The 16235-nt window shown below is 60.6% G+C and carries 12 protein-coding genes and 1 tRNA gene; all 13 read left to right on the top strand.

Annotated elements, in window-relative coordinates; translation table 11 throughout:
• Nucleotides 1–15 precede the first annotated feature (15 nt).
• Nucleotides 16–831: an ABC transporter permease gene (locus QRN36_RS06005; protein ID WP_285423200.1), complete on the top strand. Its 816-nt coding sequence runs from the start codon at nt 16–18 to the stop codon at nt 829–831.
• Entirely contained in the window at nt 828–1592 is a 765-nt protein-coding gene (locus QRN36_RS06000) for an ABC transporter ATP-binding protein (protein ID WP_093461452.1), read from the top strand. Before QRN36_RS06005 ends, QRN36_RS06000 begins: the two co-directional genes overlap by 4 nt.
• Before the next feature lie 11 nt (nt 1593–1603).
• Nucleotides 1604–2329 carry an urea amidolyase associated protein UAAP1 gene (locus QRN36_RS05995; RefSeq protein WP_285423199.1) on the top strand — a complete coding sequence of 242 codons (726 nt, stop codon included), beginning with the start codon at nt 1604–1606 and terminating at the stop codon, nt 2327–2329.
• An 11-nt stretch (nt 2330–2340) separates the two neighbouring features.
• Nucleotides 2341–2970: an urea amidolyase associated protein UAAP2 gene (locus QRN36_RS05990; RefSeq protein ID WP_093461458.1), complete on the top strand. Its 630-nt coding sequence runs from the start codon at nt 2341–2343 to the stop codon at nt 2968–2970.
• Nucleotides 2971–3095: 125 nt separating this feature from the next.
• Nucleotides 3096–6872: an urea carboxylase gene (locus QRN36_RS05985; RefSeq protein WP_285423198.1), complete on the top strand. Its 3777-nt coding sequence runs from the start codon at nt 3096–3098 to the stop codon at nt 6870–6872.
• A gap of 125 nt (nt 6873–6997) precedes the next feature.
• Entirely contained in the window at nt 6998–10321 is a 3324-nt protein-coding gene (locus QRN36_RS05980; protein WP_285423197.1) for a dermonecrotic toxin domain-containing protein, read from the top strand.
• A 97-nt stretch (nt 10322–10418) separates the two neighbouring features.
• A complete protein-coding gene (locus QRN36_RS05975) occupies nt 10419–11900 on the top strand; it encodes a sensor domain-containing diguanylate cyclase (RefSeq protein ID WP_285423196.1) in 1482 nt (493 codons plus the stop codon).
• On the top strand, nt 11897–12115 hold the full coding sequence (locus QRN36_RS05970; RefSeq protein WP_285423195.1) for a cysteine-rich CWC family protein: 219 nt from the start codon (nt 11897–11899) through the stop codon (nt 12113–12115). The genes QRN36_RS05975 and QRN36_RS05970 overlap by 4 nt, the downstream gene beginning before the upstream one ends.
• Before the next feature lie 22 nt (nt 12116–12137).
• The gene (locus QRN36_RS05965; protein WP_285423194.1) at nt 12138–12830 is read left to right on the top strand and encodes a pseudouridine synthase; all 693 of its coding nucleotides are present in this window, start codon (nt 12138–12140) and stop codon (nt 12828–12830) included.
• 313 nt (nt 12831–13143) lie between these two features.
• Nucleotides 13144–14028 (top strand): alpha/beta fold hydrolase, encoded by an 885-nt coding sequence (locus QRN36_RS05960; protein WP_285423193.1) that lies wholly within the window; start codon nt 13144–13146, stop codon nt 14026–14028.
• Nucleotides 14029–14257: 229 nt separating this feature from the next.
• A tRNA-Gly gene (locus QRN36_RS05955) sits at nt 14258–14331 on the top strand.
• Between the two features lie 496 nt (nt 14332–14827).
• Nucleotides 14828–15133: a cation:proton antiporter gene (locus QRN36_RS05950; RefSeq protein ID WP_285423275.1), complete on the top strand. Its 306-nt coding sequence runs from the start codon at nt 14828–14830 to the stop codon at nt 15131–15133.
• A 213-nt stretch (nt 15134–15346) separates the two neighbouring features.
• Nucleotides 15347–16219, top strand: coding sequence for a DMT family transporter (locus QRN36_RS05945; RefSeq protein ID WP_285423192.1), 873 nt, complete (start codon nt 15347–15349; stop codon nt 16217–16219).
• Nucleotides 16220–16235: the final 16 nt, after the last annotated feature.

Raw genomic sequence — 16235 nt, 5'->3', positions numbered from 1 at the left:
CTGAAGGTCACATTTATGCGTCTGATAAACCGCCGCCCGGATCGCGCCAGCCGTTTGATTCTGGTGATCCTGCCGTTCGCCCTGCTGCTGTTCGCCTACTTCACAGGCTCGGCAACGCGGCTGACGGAAAACCCCAACGACAAGCTGTTGCCCAGCGCCGTGCAAATGACGGATGCGATCAAACGTGTGGCGGTCATTCCCGACCAACGCACTGGCGAGTACATCCTCTGGCAGGACACCGGCGCCAGCTTGCAGCGTCTGGCGATCGGGCTTGCGATCAGCGCAGTCGTCGGATTGTGCCTGGGCATTGCGTCGGGCGTGCTGCCGCTGTTCGGTGCGCCGTTGTCTCCTCTGCTGACCGTGCTGTCGATGGTGCCGCCACTGGCGATTCTGCCCATCCTGTTCATCGTCTTCGGGCTGGGCGAGCTGTCGAAAGTGATGCTGATCGTGATCGGCATTACGCCCGTGCTCGCGCGTGATCTGGAGCAGCGCGCCCGGGAAATTCCGGTTGAACTGCTGATCAAGGCACAGACACTCGGCGCTTCGACATGGACGTTGATTCTGCGCGTGGTGCTACCGCAGCTGCTGCCGCGCCTGTTGATCTCGCTGCGGCTGGTGCTGGGTTCGGCGTGGCTGTTCCTGATCGCGGCGGAAGCGATTGCGTCCACCGACGGGCTGGGTTATCGGATCTTTCTGGTGCGGCGGTATCTGGCGATGGACATGATCCTGCCTTACGTGGTCTGGATCACCTTGCTGGCCTGGCTGATGGACTGGGGCCTGAAGGCCCTCACGCGTAAAGCGTTTCCGTGGTACGAGGGGGCGCGCGCATGAGCTTCATTTCGGTCAATAACGTTTGGCAACAATACGGCGATCAAGTGGTGCTCGAAGGCCTGAACCTGAGCATTGCCGAAGGCGAATTCTGCACCCTCGTCGGCGCATCGGGCTGCGGAAAATCGACGTTCCTGCGCCTGCTGCTGGGTCAGGAAGTGCCGAGCAAAGGCAGCATTCTGCTCGACGGTCAGCCCTTGGCCCGAGAGCCGGATGCCAGCCGCGGCGTGGTGTTTCAGCGCTACTCGGTGTTTCCGCATCTTTCAGTGCTCGACAACGTCGCGCTGGGACTCGAACTGCCGCGCTCGGCGCTGCTGGGGCGACTGTTCGGAAAAGCCAAACGCGATGCGCGGGAGCAGGCTTCGGTGCTGCTGCACAAGGTTGGCCTGGGCCACGCGCTGGACAAATACCCGACGCAGCTGTCAGGCGGCATGCAACAACGTCTCGCCATCGCCCAGGCGCTGATCATGAAACCTCGCGTGCTGTTGCTCGACGAGCCCTTCGGCGCACTCGACCCAGGCATCCGCAAGGACATGCACGCGCTGCTGCTGGACTTGTGGCGCGAGACGCAACTGACCGTGTTCATGGTCACCCATGACCTGTCCGAAGGCTTCAATCTCGGCACGCGCCTGATGGTCTTCGACAAAGTCCGCCACGACCCGCACGCCCCCGGTGCCTACGGCGCCCGCATCACTTACGACATTCCCCTGAACAGTGATCGCCGCGCCGCGCGCGCGGCCATCGAATCGCTGCAAACGGCTTGAAGGATTTCGACATGACTGATTCAACCACTGTGTTTCCGGTTTTCGCCGAAGAGTTGCTGCCCGGCGGCGGGCACCTGTCTTTCGTGCTCAGACGTGGCGAGCTGCTGCGCCTGACCGACATCAATGGCAACGCCAACGTCAGCCTGACGATGTTCAACGCCCACGAGAAAACCGAGCGGCTGAACCTGCCCGACAGCCTCAAATGCCAACACACGGCGAAGCTGACCACCGGCCACTGCCTGTACTCGGACATGGGCCGCGTATTGGCGGCGATCACCGCTGACACCTGCGGCTGGAGCGACAGCATCGGCGGCGTGCTGTGTGCCGAAGAAGTGACTGAAAAATACGGCCAGGGCCGCTATCAGGAACTGCGCAACGGTTTCTTCCGCAACGGCGCCGACAACCTGCTGGTGGAAATGGGCAAATGGGGGCTGGGGCTGTCCGATCTGCTGATGACCCTGAACCTGTTCAGCCGGGTCAACGTCGATGATCACGGCGCCCTCGCCTTCGTCCCCGGCAACGCCAAAGCGGGAGATTACATCGAGCTCTATGCCCCGATGGACACGCTGGTCGTGCTGACTGCGCTGCAACACCCGATGGACCCCAATCCCGACTATGCCCCGCAGCCCGTGAAGCTGAGCCGGATGAAAGCTGACGCCAGTGTCGCCGAGCACTGCCGCACCTCGCGCGAGGAAAACGTGCGCGGCTTCATCAATACCGACCGCCTGTTCGCCTGAGGAGGCCTGCCATGAACACTGCACACACCCACACGAACGCCCCCGTTTCCATCACCCACATCCCGGCAGGCGAACCGTCGCTGACCGAGCTCAAGGCCGGGCAGACCCTGCGCCTGCTCGACCTGGAAGGCAATCAGGCGGTCGATACGCTGTTTTACAGCCTCGCCAACCCTCGCGAGCGCTATGACGTACAGCGCACGTTGCGTCGACAGAACAACGTTTATCTGAGCAAGGGCAGCGTGCTGTATTCCAACCTCGGCAAACCGATGCTGACCATCGTCGAAGACACCTGCGGGCGCCACGACACCCTTGGCGGCGCCTGTGCGCAAGAGAGCAACACCGTGCGTTACGCGCTGGAAAAACGCCACATGCACAGCTGCCGCGACAACTATCTGCGGGCCTGTATGCACGACGGCCGCCTGGGCAAGCGCGACATCAGCCCAAACATCAACTTCTTCATGAATGTGCCGGTCACCGCGGAAGGCGGCCTGACCTTTGAAGACGGTATCTCCGGCGCGGGCAAATACGTGGAACTGCGCGCTGAAATGGACGTGATCGTGCTGATCTCCAACTGTCCGCAGCTGAACAATCCGTGCAACGGCTACAACCCGACGCCCGCTGAACTGTTGGTGTGGGATTGAGCGAGCGGCGCTCACCGATCTGACGTTTCGGCGCGAGGGACGGCCTTCGCGCAACCAGTACCACAGCGGGACGGCCCGCTACCCCAGTTCGGGATCGATGATCGTCGGTCTCCAGGGTCAATGCCATGTTCGACACACTGCTGATCGCCAACCGCGGCGCCATTGCCTGCCGCATTCTGCGCACCCTGCGCACCTTGAACGTCGAGGGCGTGGCGGTTTATTCCGAAGCCGACGCCGCCAGCCTGCATATTCTCGAAGCCGATCAGGCCCACAGCCTGGGTGAAGGCGGCGCGGCCGGGACTTACCTGGCGGTGGACAAGATTCTCGCCATCGCGCAATCCACCGGCGCCAAGGCCATTCACCCAGGCTATGGGTTTCTTTCCGAAAACGCCGCGTTCGCACAAGCGTGTGAAGACGCGGGCATCGCTTTCGTCGGTCCGACGCCTGAGCAACTGCGCGTGTTCGGGCTCAAGCACACCGCCCGCGCACTGGCCAGACAGCATGGCGTGCCGATGCTCGATGGCACCGAACTGCTCGACAGTGTCGAGGCGGCCCTGAGCGCAGCAGCGGCCATCGGCTACCCGGTGATGCTGAAAAGTACGGCAGGCGGAGGCGGCATCGGCATGCGCGTGTGCCGCAGCGCCAGCGAGCTGAGTGAATCGTTCGAAGCGGTCAAGCGTCTGGGGCAGAACAACTTCAGCGACGCAGGCGTGTTTCTGGAGAAGTACATTCAGCGCGCTCGTCATCTGGAGGTTCAGGTATTCGGCGATGGTCAGGGGGATGTCATTGCGCTGGGCGTGCGGGATTGTTCGGTGCAGCGGCGCAACCAGAAAGTGCTCGAAGAAACCCCCGCGCCAAACCTGCCCACCGGCATGGCCGATGAGTTGTGCGCCGCAGCGATCCAACTGGCGAAAGCCGTCAGTTATCGCAGCGCGGGCACGGTCGAATTCGTCTTCGACAGCGACGATCAGCGCTTTTATTTCCTTGAAGTGAACACGCGGCTGCAGGTGGAACACGGCGTCACCGAGCAGGTCTGGGGCGTTGATCTGGTGGCGTGGATGATTCAACTGGCGGCCGGTGATCTGCCGCCATTGCCGCAGTTGGCTGCGAAACTCAAACCGGACGGTCATGCGATTCAGGCACGCCTGTACGCCGAAGATCCGGGCCGGGATTTTCAGCCAAGCCCAGGCCTGCTGACTTCCGTGCAGTTTCCGCCTGCCGATGGTCGACAGCTGCGTATCGACACGTGGGTCGAAGCCGGCTGCGAGATCCCGCCGTTCTTCGATCCGATGATCGCCAAAGTCATCAGTTGGGCGCCTGATCGGGCAGCGGCCAGCGCCGGGCTGTCGAAGGCGTTGGGCGAGTCGCGTCTGTATGGCGTCGAAACCAATCGCGACTATCTGCGCCAGATCATCGACGATGCGCCTTTCGCCAGCGGCCAGCCGTGGACGCGCTGCCTGGAAGGCCTGGTGTACCGCGCCGACACATTCGAAGTCATCAGCGGTGGCACCCAGACCAGTGTTCAGGACTATCCGGCGCGCCTGGGTTACTGGGCAGTCGGCGTCCCGCCGTCAGGGCCCATGGACAGCCGCTCGCTGCGCCTGGGCAATCGCCTGCTGGGCAACCCAGAGGGCTGCGCCGCGCTGGAAATCACCATGAGCGGGCCGATGCTGCGCTTCAATACCGACGCGGTCGTGGCGGTGACGGGTGCGGTAATCCCTGTGGCGCTGGACGGCGAAGTGCAGCCGATGAATCAATCGCTGCGGGTTCCGGCCGGTTCGACCTTGTCGCTCGGAACGATCGCCGGCGCCGGCGCGCGCAGTTACCTGTGCCTGCGCGGCGGGCTGGACGTGCCGGATTATCTGGGCAGCAAGAGCACGTTCACGCTGGGTCAGTTCGGTGGACACGGGGGACGTGCGTTGCGCGCCGGCGATGTCCTTCATCTCGCGCCGCTGGTGGACCGCAGCGCCGGTCAGCAACTGGCCGCCGAATTGATCGCCGATCTGCCGACGGTGCGGGATATCCGGGTGATCTACGGCCCGCACGGCGCGCCGGAATACTTCACCGAAGGTTACATCAAGACATTTTTCGACACCGACTGGGAGGTGCATTTCAACTCCAGCCGCACCGGCGTCCGCCTGATCGGACCGAAACCTGAATGGGTGCGCGCTGACGGCGGCGAAGCCGGTTTGCACCCCTCGAATATCCACGACAATCCTTATGCCATCGGGGCAGTGGATTTCACCGGCGACATGCCGGTGATTCTCGGCCCGGACGGTCCGAGTCTGGGCGGCTTCGTGTGCCCGGTAACCATCATCGAGGCCGATCTGTGGCAACTGGGGCAGCTAAAGGCGGGGGATAAAGTCAGGTTCCATGCCGTAAGCATCGAGACAGCCCGCATGCTGTTTTGTAGGAGCGCGCTTGCCCGCGAAGACCATGGATCAGCCGCCAGAGATGCAATGGATGTACCGGCCTCTTCGCGAGCAAGCTCGCTCCCACAGGGTGTGGATGGCGCCTCTGATATCGCGTCCGAACCTCAGTCCTGCAGGAGCGCGCTTGCCCGCGATGACGATGGATCGGCCGCCAGAGATGCAACGGATGTACCGGCCTCTTCGCGGGCAAGCGCGCCCCTACAGGGAGCGGCGCTGACCTCGCCGATTGTGTTGGACATTGGTGTCGACGACACGCGCCTCGTTGCTCGTCTGTCCGGCGATACGCACCTGTTGCTGGAGATTGGCGCGCCGGAGCTGGATCTGGTGCTGCGTTTTCGTGGCCACGCGCTGATGCAGGCGCTGGAAGGCAAACGCCTTGCGGGCGTGATCGACCTGACGCCGGGCATTCGCTCCCTGCAAGTGCATTACCAGCCCGAGCAACTGCCGCTGGCCGAACTGCTCGCGGTCGTCGCGGGTGAATGGGACGGCGTCTGCGCCAGCAAGAATCTTGAGGTGCCTTCGCGCATCGTGCACCTGCCGCTGTCGTGGGACGACCCGGCCTGTCAGCTGGCCATCGAGAAGTACATGACGACCGTGCGCAAGGATGCGCCGTGGTGCCCGAGCAACCTTGAGTTCATCCGTCGCATCAACGACCTGCCGAACCTGGACGAAGTGCAACGTACAGTGTTCGACGCCAGCTATCTGGTCATGGGGCTGGGAGATGTCTACCTCGGCGCGCCCGTCGCCACGCCGCTGGACCCGCGCCATCGGCTGGTGACCACCAAGTACAACCCGGCGCGCACCTGGACCGCCGAGAACTCGGTCGGCATCGGCGGCGCCTATATGTGCGTTTACGGGATGGAAGGTCCGGGAGGCTATCAATTCGTTGGCCGCACACTGCAGATGTGGAACCGCTACCGCGCCGTCGAAGCGTTCGATGGCAAGCCCTGGCTGCTGCGTTTCTTCGACCAGATCCGCTTTTATCCGGTGAGCGCCGACGAGCTGCTGAAAATCCGTCGCGACTTCCCGCTCGGGCGTTACCCGCTGCAGATCGAGCACAGCACGCTCAATCTGGCGAACTATCAGGCGTTCCTGGCTGACGAGGCCGACAGCATCGCGGCGTTTCGCGCTCAGCAGCAAGGCGCTTTCAACGCCGAGCGCGAACGCTGGATTGCCAACGGTCAGGCGACTTTCGAGAGCGAGGAAGCGGTGGCCGAGTCCAGCGAAGAAGCGCAATTGCAGGCCGGGCTGATGAGCGTGGACAGCCATATCGCAGGCAATCTCTGGCAGGTGCAGGTCAACGTCGGCCAACGCGTCGAAGCGGGGGAAACACTGGTGGTGCTGGAGTCGATGAAGATGGAGATTCCAGTGCTGGCGCCCGTTGCCGGCATCGTCAGCGAAATCCGTGTGCAACCCGGCTCCGCCGTGCGCTCCGGTCAGCGGGTCGTGGTACTGGAGGCGTCGACCTGACCGCCACGCCCGTCGGCTCGCTCGAGCACAGGCACAAAAACCCGTCGCAGGCGCCATAAATAGTTAGCGCCTTTTGACAGACTTACCGCGCCATAGTGAGGGTCTTTTCACGTGGCGCAGTATTCATGAACGACAGCATCCACCCATCGGCCGATCACGGCCTGAATCTCAACATCAACGACGCCCTGCCAGACCCCGCTTTCTCGGGCATCCCGCCCTTCGAAGAACTGACTCGTCCTGAAGTCGCGCCGCCTGCCCAGCCGCCAGCCGATGCGCCACGCACGCTGGATCACAGGCGTCTGGCGCAGCTGTCCGCCAGCCCCGTCGCCACACTGTTGGTCGGCTCGGCCACGGTTTTGCGCGCCTGGCAACTGGATCTGGAACTGCCCCCTTCGATCCACGACCATCTGGACCGCTGCCTGCAGGCCGGGCTGCGAGATGAGTATGGCCAGACGCTCGATCTCGACGCGATCCACATCGGTTTCAGCACCGACCACGCGCCTGAAGTGCACAGCAACGGTGAGGAGCGTTTCGAGCGACGACTGTCCCTGCGGCAACTGGGCCGCGCTGTTCTGGACCCTGCCGCCTTCCTCGCGCTCAAGCGCTGTGCCGAGCCCGATCGCGCGCTGCGGGACGAGCTTCCCGGCTTCACCATCAACGCGTTCTTCAAACGGCTCATCAGCGCTCGCTGGACGCTGGAGTACGAGCAGACCCTGGGCCAGTTTTGGGCGCGCCATCGCGACACCTGGCAAACCCTCGCCAAACTGTCGTTTCTCGACAGTTTGTGCCGACTGCGAGCACGCAAACGCATCGACAAGGAAGGCTACGCCCTCGCGCTCGATGCGTTGGGGCTGGACGCTTTTCCGCGCACAGTGGCGCAGCTGCGTCAGGGCAAGCGGCGAAGTGGCTCCTCGGTCTGCGGCATTGCGCTGAACGGCAGAATCATTCCTGGCGTGTTTCACCTGAAAGCCAGGCACACCGGCCACTGCTACGTTCATGTGCTCGGCCAGCATCCGCAATGCCGCGAATACATCAGCGACGACGCGCCGTGGCGTGCGCAGAGCGTTCTGGATGCGCTCAACGCGTCCGAGTGGCATCGGCTGCATCTGCAGCCCGGCGATGTCGAACAAGGGCTCACTCTGACAGAACCGGTGGACGACGTGTTCACCTTGCTGCAGCGCGCGCAGGAGGCGTTCTGCACAGCGAGACTCGAGTCGGGCGACGCCTGCGAACTCCTGGAACACGACGCCACTGACGAAGATGACTGCGTGGTGATGCCGATCCTGCCGGCGCTGACGCTGATCGGCACCCTGAACCATTGGCACGCCCCCGCGCAGATGCCGCAGCGTGTGCCGACGCCGTTGAAACTGGCCAACCGAATCATGAGCAAATGGCTCAAGCATCAACATGGCCTGGATATGGACCCACGGCAGGTGTTTATCCGCTATTTGCGCGGCACGTCGACGACGCCGTGGGGGCGCCCGTCCATTGCGGCCGGCAATGTCGTGTTCACCCCTGATGAAACGCCAGTCGCGCTGGATCAGGCACTGGTGGACAACCTGCGCGTGCGCGCCCCGCAAGGCTATGACGACCACGGCGGGCGCTGGGTCGTGTACGCGGACCCGAGCGCCGCGGGCCACTGGACAGGCCAGAACGAACTGCCCATCCGCGCAAACGACGTCGACGCCTACCTCGCAAGCGTTGATCTGCTGTCCTTGATGCAGCGCCGGCTCGAGCGCTTCTGGCGCAGTCAGCGCGACGCGATAGAACGCTCATTGTGTTCAACCCTGATTGGCCAGGCGCTCGTGAGCCTGAAAAGCGGCGATCTCTCGGTTGACGATTTCAACTCGCTGGCGGCGGCCATGGAAGCCGCCGAATGGCAGACGCCGCACGCCTCGCTGCAGTGGAGCACGCTGGGGTTTTATGTCAGCACCGGACTGCCCGCCGAGAGTGACTGCCCTTTTTGTGTGGGCCTGTTGCTGCTGCGCCACAAGGATCGACCGGGCGGCCTGCTGTATCAGGCCGGCCAGAAACAACCGTTCATGGCGTTTCGCGACCCGCGACAACTGACCGAACACCTCGCGCGTGCGGCCGGTGACGAGCAGTGGCGCCGGACGCTGCTCAACCACATGCCGGCCCGTTATCACACCAGGCTGACGTACATTCTTGAGCTGTGGGCCGGCATCAGGCAGCCGCCGCAGCAGGTTTCCATTCTGCGTCCGTGGCTTGAACCGCTCTACCGCCCGCACGCTCACAAAGCTCGCCAACACACGCTGTGCGAGATGCAGGTGGACGGGTCGCCGGCAGCCTTCATCTGCCAGGGCCTGCAACGCAACAGCCAGTACGATGCAGAGGACAGCATCGTGACCGACCGGGAGGTGGCGCTGCGCAACTGGACCCGACTGGCTGAGCGATTGCAGTTGCTGCTGGCACCGCTGGCATTGCTCATTCCCGCGGCGTCCATTGCGTCGCTGACCGCAGGCGCCGCCACACTCGCGCTTCATGTCCAGGCCGCTCATCTGCCGGGGGATCGCGAGGCGGAGCGTCGGCAGGTTTTGTTCGCCATTCTCTCATTGGGGTTACTGCAGATGGGACCGGCCACGCCCCGACTGCTGCGGGCGTTCAGGGCTATCAGCGTGTCGAACCCACTGCCGGGGCGAGCGGTGCCGGTGGCTCCGGCGCGCGGTTTCAGCGGCTGGCTTGAGCGCATCACTGCATCGCGCAAGACCACGCTCAAGCCCTTCTTCAACGATCTTGGCCCGCTCAAGACCTGGAGCGTGGCCGGAAACGCGACGTTCGGGACAGAACCGGTGCGAGTCTGGAAACTCGGCCGGCGGTTTCTGCTCTGGACGTCCGAACACCGGCAGGCGCGCACGCTGGTAGTCAGCAGCCACGGCTATTATCTGCCCTGGACGCGCACAAGCGCCGTTCCCAACGGCACCGAGTTGAGGACCTACGCGCCCCATGGTCACTCGCTGGTCGACCCGTCGCTGCATCGAGTGGTCAGTCAGAAGATTGCGCCTTATTCGCTGCTCAATGACACGCACACGCTTCCGGGCCCACGTACCGGCGAGTTGTCCGGCGCCCCCGGTGCCGACGTTCTCATGGCCGGCACGCCGCTGGCAGGGCGCATCAAAAACTACACGCTGGCCAAATTCCAGAGTGAGCGCTACGAGAGCTACCGGCAAATCAGCCATATTGTGCGCAACTCTCATCAGCCCTCGCCCGGCAGCGACCTGCCTGCCGTTGCGATGGACGTGATGACCGTGCGCAACCGGTTCGGCATGCCCAACCCGAGCCTTGAGGATCTGTTCGCCGAATTGCATCGCCACGGCATTCATTACGACAGAATCCTGCTGCTGCATTGCCGTTGTTCTGCGCTCAGCTCGCTGCTGGGCCGGGCGCCGGAGTTTGTTGCGCCGCAGGGTTCGTCGCCGATAACGCCCTGATCCGGTCCGTCGCAAACTGAAAACGCCCATGGCGCAAAACAGTGGCCGCAAGCTAGCATGTCCGGCTTAACGGATTAATCATTCAAGCGGATCGGTCATGCCCCTTCGTTCCACGCTCCATTCACAACGCTCCCTGCTGTTGACGTTGGTGATCCTTTTGGGGAGCGGCTTTCTGGCAACGTCCTTGCTGAGTTACTTCGCCTCCAGGGACGCCATACGCGACAGCATCGTCAACACCGAATTGCCACTGACCTCCGACACGGTCTACTCGGAGATCCAGAAAGACCTGGTCAGGCCAGTCCTACTGTCGTCGATGATGGCCCGCGATACGTTCGTGCGGGACTGGGTGGTGGCGGGTGAAAAAGATCCGCAGCAGATGACCCGTTATCTCAAGGAGGTCATGAATCATTACGGCGCGTACACCGCTTTCTTCGTCTCCAACCAGAGCCTGACCTACTACCAGGCCAAGGGCGTCCTGAAAAAAATCCGCGCCGATGAACCCCGGGACGTCTGGTATTACCGCGTGCGCGACATGCGGGACCCGTATGAGATCAACGTCGATCCGGACATGGCCAACAAGGACAACCTGACCTTTTTCATCAACTACAAGGTCTTCGATTACAACGACAACTTCATTGGTGCCACCGGCGTGGGCCTGACGGTGGACGCCGTGATCAAGCTGATCGATCGCTATCAGCAGCGCTATCAACGCAGTGTCTATTTCGTCGACACATTTGGTCGGCTGGTCCTGACAGGCGCCGAAGGCGGCCCCAATGGCGCCAAGATCGGTCAGGTGCTGCGTGACCTGCCGGATCTCAAGGAGCTCCATCGGCAGATGCCGAAGCCCCACAGCGGCAGCTATCAATATGACGCCACCGATGACGGGCACTTTCTCAACGTGCGCTACATCCCGGAGTTGAACTGGTACCTGTTCGTCGACAAGCGCGAAAACGGCGCGCTGAACGAGATTCGCCGCTCCCTGTTTCTGAACCTGCTGATCTGCCTTGTCGTCATGATCGTGGTGCTGATTCTGCTCAACCGGGTCGTGCGCCGATTCCAGTTGCGCATCGAAACCCAGGCGATGACCGACAGCCTCACCGGTCTGCCTAACCGCCGTGGCTTCGACCGAATCGCCATGAATGCCATTGCCGAGACGCGTCGCGAGCACAAAGCATTGTCCGCGATGCTGCTGGACCTGGATCACTTCAAATGGCTCAACGACACCCACGGCCACCTGGCCGGCGATGAAGTGCTGAGCGGGTTCGCCGAAGACATCCGACGCTGCCTGCGCGATACCGACATCATTTGCCGCTGGGGTGGAGAAGAGTTCATCATTCTGCTCAAGGACACCAACATCAGCGGTGCCCGACGCGTCGCCGAGAAGATTCGCTTGCTGGCCGAGCAACATACTTATGTGTTCACCGGCTCCGCCCTACAAGTAACGGTAAGCCTGGGCCTGACCGAACTGCATCCCGACGACACCCTGCAAAGCCTGATCGCACGCGCTGACCAGGCGCTCTACAGCGCCAAACAAAGCGGCCGCAATCGGGTATGCACTGAAGCAGCGGAACCGGCATGACCCTGATATCCCCCGCCGCAGACCTATGCCCGGTCTGCGGCCAGAGCAATCGCTGCACGCTGACCGATCCACGCACGGTGGACCGCGCCTGCTGGTGTTTCAGCGAAACCATCGACCCCGCCGTTCTCGCCGCCTTGCCTGACGAGGTGCGCGACAAGGCATGCCTGTGTCCGCGATGCGCCGGGCTGGCTGATAAACACCTGCCGGCCCTATGACGCTCGCCTGCCGAACATAGCCATGCGCCTCGATCGCTTTCTCAGCAACCTCCCCCGTTTCAGTCGCAAAGACGTGCGCCTCGCGCTGCTTGCTGGCCGTGTGCAGGTCGATGGCTGCACGGTCCGGGATCCACTGCACGAGGTGCGTGAGTTCAGCCGTGTCATGCTCGACGACGAAGTGCTGCAGGTGGGCAAGCCCGCTCGTTACTTCATGCTGCACAAACCGCCCGGATGCGTCAGCGCCACCACCGATCCTCAGCATCCGACCGTGCTCGATCTGCTGCACGAGCCTGACAAGCACGACCTTCACATTGCCGGGCGTCTGGACTTCAATACGTCCGGGCTGATGCTGATCACCAACGACGGCCAATGGTCGCGACGACTGACCCAGCCCACCACCAAACTCCCGAAGGTCTACTACGTCGAGACCGAGCAAGCGATCGGCGATCATTACCTCGAAAAGTTCGCCGAAGGGTTTTATTTCGCTTTCGAAAACCTGACCACGCAGCCGGCGCTGCTCACGATCCTCGACAGTCACTGCGCCAGGCTCAGCATCGTCGAGGGCCGCTACCATCAGGTAAAACGGATGTTCGGTTATTACGACAACAAGGTTGTGCGCCTGCACCGTGAAAGCATGGGGCCGCTGGTCCTCGACCCATCGCTGGCGCCCGGTCAGTACCGGCCATTGACGGCTGAAGAGATTCAGCTGATCTGAAGGCTTGCGACCGCCCGGCAGATCGTGTCGGACAATTCACCAACGGCACTTGCGGGTTACCCGATCGCCTGCTTGAATCCAGACGTCGGTCCACAAGTGACCGGCGAGTCACCTGTGCATCCAAAAAAACGATTTCGCCGCTGCAGCTGCCTCCCCTGGCACTGCGTCCGGCAACCCGCCCGCCAATAACAATACCTGTCGGACAGACCGTTGCGGACCGACATGGGGCCCCTTCAAGGCAAATGCCTACCTGTCACGAAACTCGTGCAACGTGGTTGCGCGCACACCTGTTTTTACGTCAGGAGACATGGATATGAGGCCAGAAATCGCTGTGCTTGATATACAGGGCCAGTTTCGGGTTTACACGGAGTTCTATCGCGCAGATGCCGCAGAAAAGACCATCGTCATGGTCAACGGCTCACTGGCCACTACTGCATCTTTCGCCCAGACCGTCCGCAACCTGTATCCGCAATTCAACGTGGTCCTCTACGATCAGCCCTACGCGGGCAAATCCAAGCCCCACAATCTTCATGAAAAACCGCTCACCAAGGAGACAGAAGGCCAGATCCTGCTGGAGCTGATCGACCACTTCAACGCCGAGCACATCATGTCGTTTTCATGGGGTGGCGCAGCCGCGCTGGTCGCGCTCGCGCATCGGCCCAAACGCATCGAAAAGGCCGTGATCAGTTCGTTTTCGCCTGTGATCAACGACCCAATGCGCGACTACCTCGAACGCGGTCAGCAACACTTGGGCGCATTCGACCGCTACGAGGTTGGCACGCTGATCAACAGCACCATCGGCAAGCACTTGCCATCGCTGTTCAAGCGCTTCAACTACAAGCACGTCAGCTCGCTGGATCTGCATGAATATGCGCAGATGCACCATCACATCAACCATGTGCTGGACACCAACACTCAGCATCAACTGAAAGCGGCCAAGCGCATCAACGTCCCCGTGCTGTTCATGAACGGCGAATGGGATGAGTACACCGCAGCACTGGACGCCCGGCTGTTTACCCACCACATTCGCGATTGCCATTTCACCACGATCCACGGCGCCGGCCACTTCCTGGACATGGAACACAAGGCGGCATGCCTGCAATCGCAAAACGCCCTGATGGACTTTCTCGCACCGACACCCGAGCCCGGCAGAACTCGCTATCGACAGGTACAGACGCACCATGCATTTGCAATCTGACCGTGCAGGTCTCAAGGAACGGATTCATTCGTCAACGCCCGTCATTCGCGGCGACGAATGAATCCTGTCCTTTCTCGCAGCAAGGCGGATTTCCCCGCCGACGATTTAACGCTTCAATTCACCGCCCGCATCTGGTACAAAGTCAGCCGCTGAAAGCGTCATAGCGTTCTCACAGCTGATACGAGGGTCTGACAGACCTGTCCGTTCAGTGAGTAAACAGACGAAAAAAGCGGGTATAGTTTAGTGGCAAAACGAAAGCTTCCCAAGCTTTAGTTGAGGGTTCGATTCCCTCTACCCGCTCCATCTTTCCTCCTCCCTTCAATCCTCTGGCTCTTCCCCTCATCAGCATTCCTGGCTGACCCCAACGCCAATTTTACTTCTCCATTCTCGAAGCCCTTTTGCAGTCAGTTGCACACTGCAGTCACGCAATTTCAGCGCTGATCAGAATTCCTGACTGCTGACTCTGCGTCATGAAAATAAAATCATCAGCGCATCTTGGGAAACCGATATGCGCAGTCTCCCTACGAACGCTCCGATGTACTTTCTTTATGGTGGCCGCAGGTCGTAATTTGCTCAGCACGTAGCGCTTTTTGCTGAAAATGGCCCAGTGCAAAGGGCATTGAGGGCGTTTTGATTGTAGTGGCGATGTGGTTTATCAAACCCATGCTCAAGCTGTATATTTCAGCGTCCAAAAATGACCATGCAAAACTTTTCATCGCCATCAGCCTCTGGTTTAGTTTTGCACAGCTAACTTCCTGGTTGGGTTTTCATCAAGCGATCGGAGCTGTGCTTGCCGGATGTGTTTTTTTTGGCATTCCAGGAGTGGCCGAAGCTTGGAAAAAAACAATATGGTTTTGCAGACTTTCTCCTTACGCCAGTGTTCTTCGCTTGTTCCGGCCTCCAAGTTTCACTTATTTTTTCCGATGGCCTCAGCATTTGGGCATGGCTCTGCATTCTCGTTATCGGCGGATGTTTTGGTAAGATTTTCGGATCGTATGTGGCCAGTCGGCTGATTGGCCTGGATAAGGCGACCTCGCTGGAAGTGGGCGTTCTTATGAACACGAAAGGGCTGGTAGAACTCGTGGTTTTGGGAGTGGGACTTTAAACGGGGATATTGAGTGGTGCTGCATATAGCGTTTTGCTGCTATTGGCATTGATATCCACAGCGCTCACTGTCCCTCTTATAAACCTCATTAATGGCGCGGTACCAAAGCCTGATAACCAGTACCGAGGAATTGGGAGGACAAGCGTTTGATTTTCGATTGGATCCAGTTTACTGTGCCGAGGATTTGGAATTCAACAAGAAAAAGGACGCACAGTGGACGTCGTAATGGGGCTTTTGGCGGCTGTATTTTGGGGGGCGACTGACTTCCTCGTTGGGGTAAACGCTCGTAATGTTGGGATCAAGAGAGCTGTTTTCTTCGGGCAACTCTTAGGATTGATGATAATGAGTATTATTCTCTTATTGTCTTCTGGTTACTCAAAAATTCTTGCAGCCCCCCCTCAAGCGTTGGTTTTCGGAGTTGTCGCCTCTTGCTTCACCCTGACAGGTGCGTTAGCCATTTCTAAAGCGTTTGCTTTAGGTAAGACCGCAGTGGTCGCTCCATTAGTAACCTCCTATGGTGTTTTCACTGCTCTTTTTTCTTGGTGGAGTGGAGAAAGCATTTCTTCGTCGCAACTCGCGGGGATCTTAATATGCGTGTGCGGTGTAGTCCTCGCCAGTTTGAAAGAGAGGGCCTCCAAGGCTAAGCCTACGCAGAACGGTGGAGTGGCTATTTTTTTTGCCGTGCTCGCGGCATTGCTATATGGCAGCAGCTTTTGGCTACAGGGGAAGTTTGCCCTCCCTAGCCTAGGCGCCACGACAATGCTTTGGTTAGGCTATGCAGTGGGAATAGCGATGATGACGCCGACGTTTCTGAGTAGCGCTATTAAAGCGGAACTGGGACTTCCCCCAAAAGCTGCACTGGCTCCATTGTGCGCTGCGAGCATATTTAATCTTGGAGGATTCTCCGCTTTTGCATGGGGCGCACTTAATGGGTCGATTTCAATTGTCACAGTTATCAGTACTCTCTCCGGAGGCATTGCAGCGCTCATGGGATACGTATTCTATAAAGAAACGCTCTCGCCCGTGCAGTTGGCAGGGATTCTCCTAGTGCTTGCTGGTGCGGCCGTGCTACATGCGTATGGCTGAGCACGATTCTCGCCAA

Origin of the sequence: Pseudomonas sp. efr-133-TYG-103a, assembly GCF_030209235.1 — a bacterium.
In the GTDB taxonomy this organism is placed as follows: domain Bacteria; phylum Pseudomonadota; class Gammaproteobacteria; order Pseudomonadales; family Pseudomonadaceae; genus Aquipseudomonas.
The sequence above is the reverse complement of the archived record's forward strand: the minus strand, read 5'-3'. Positions and strand labels throughout refer to the sequence as shown.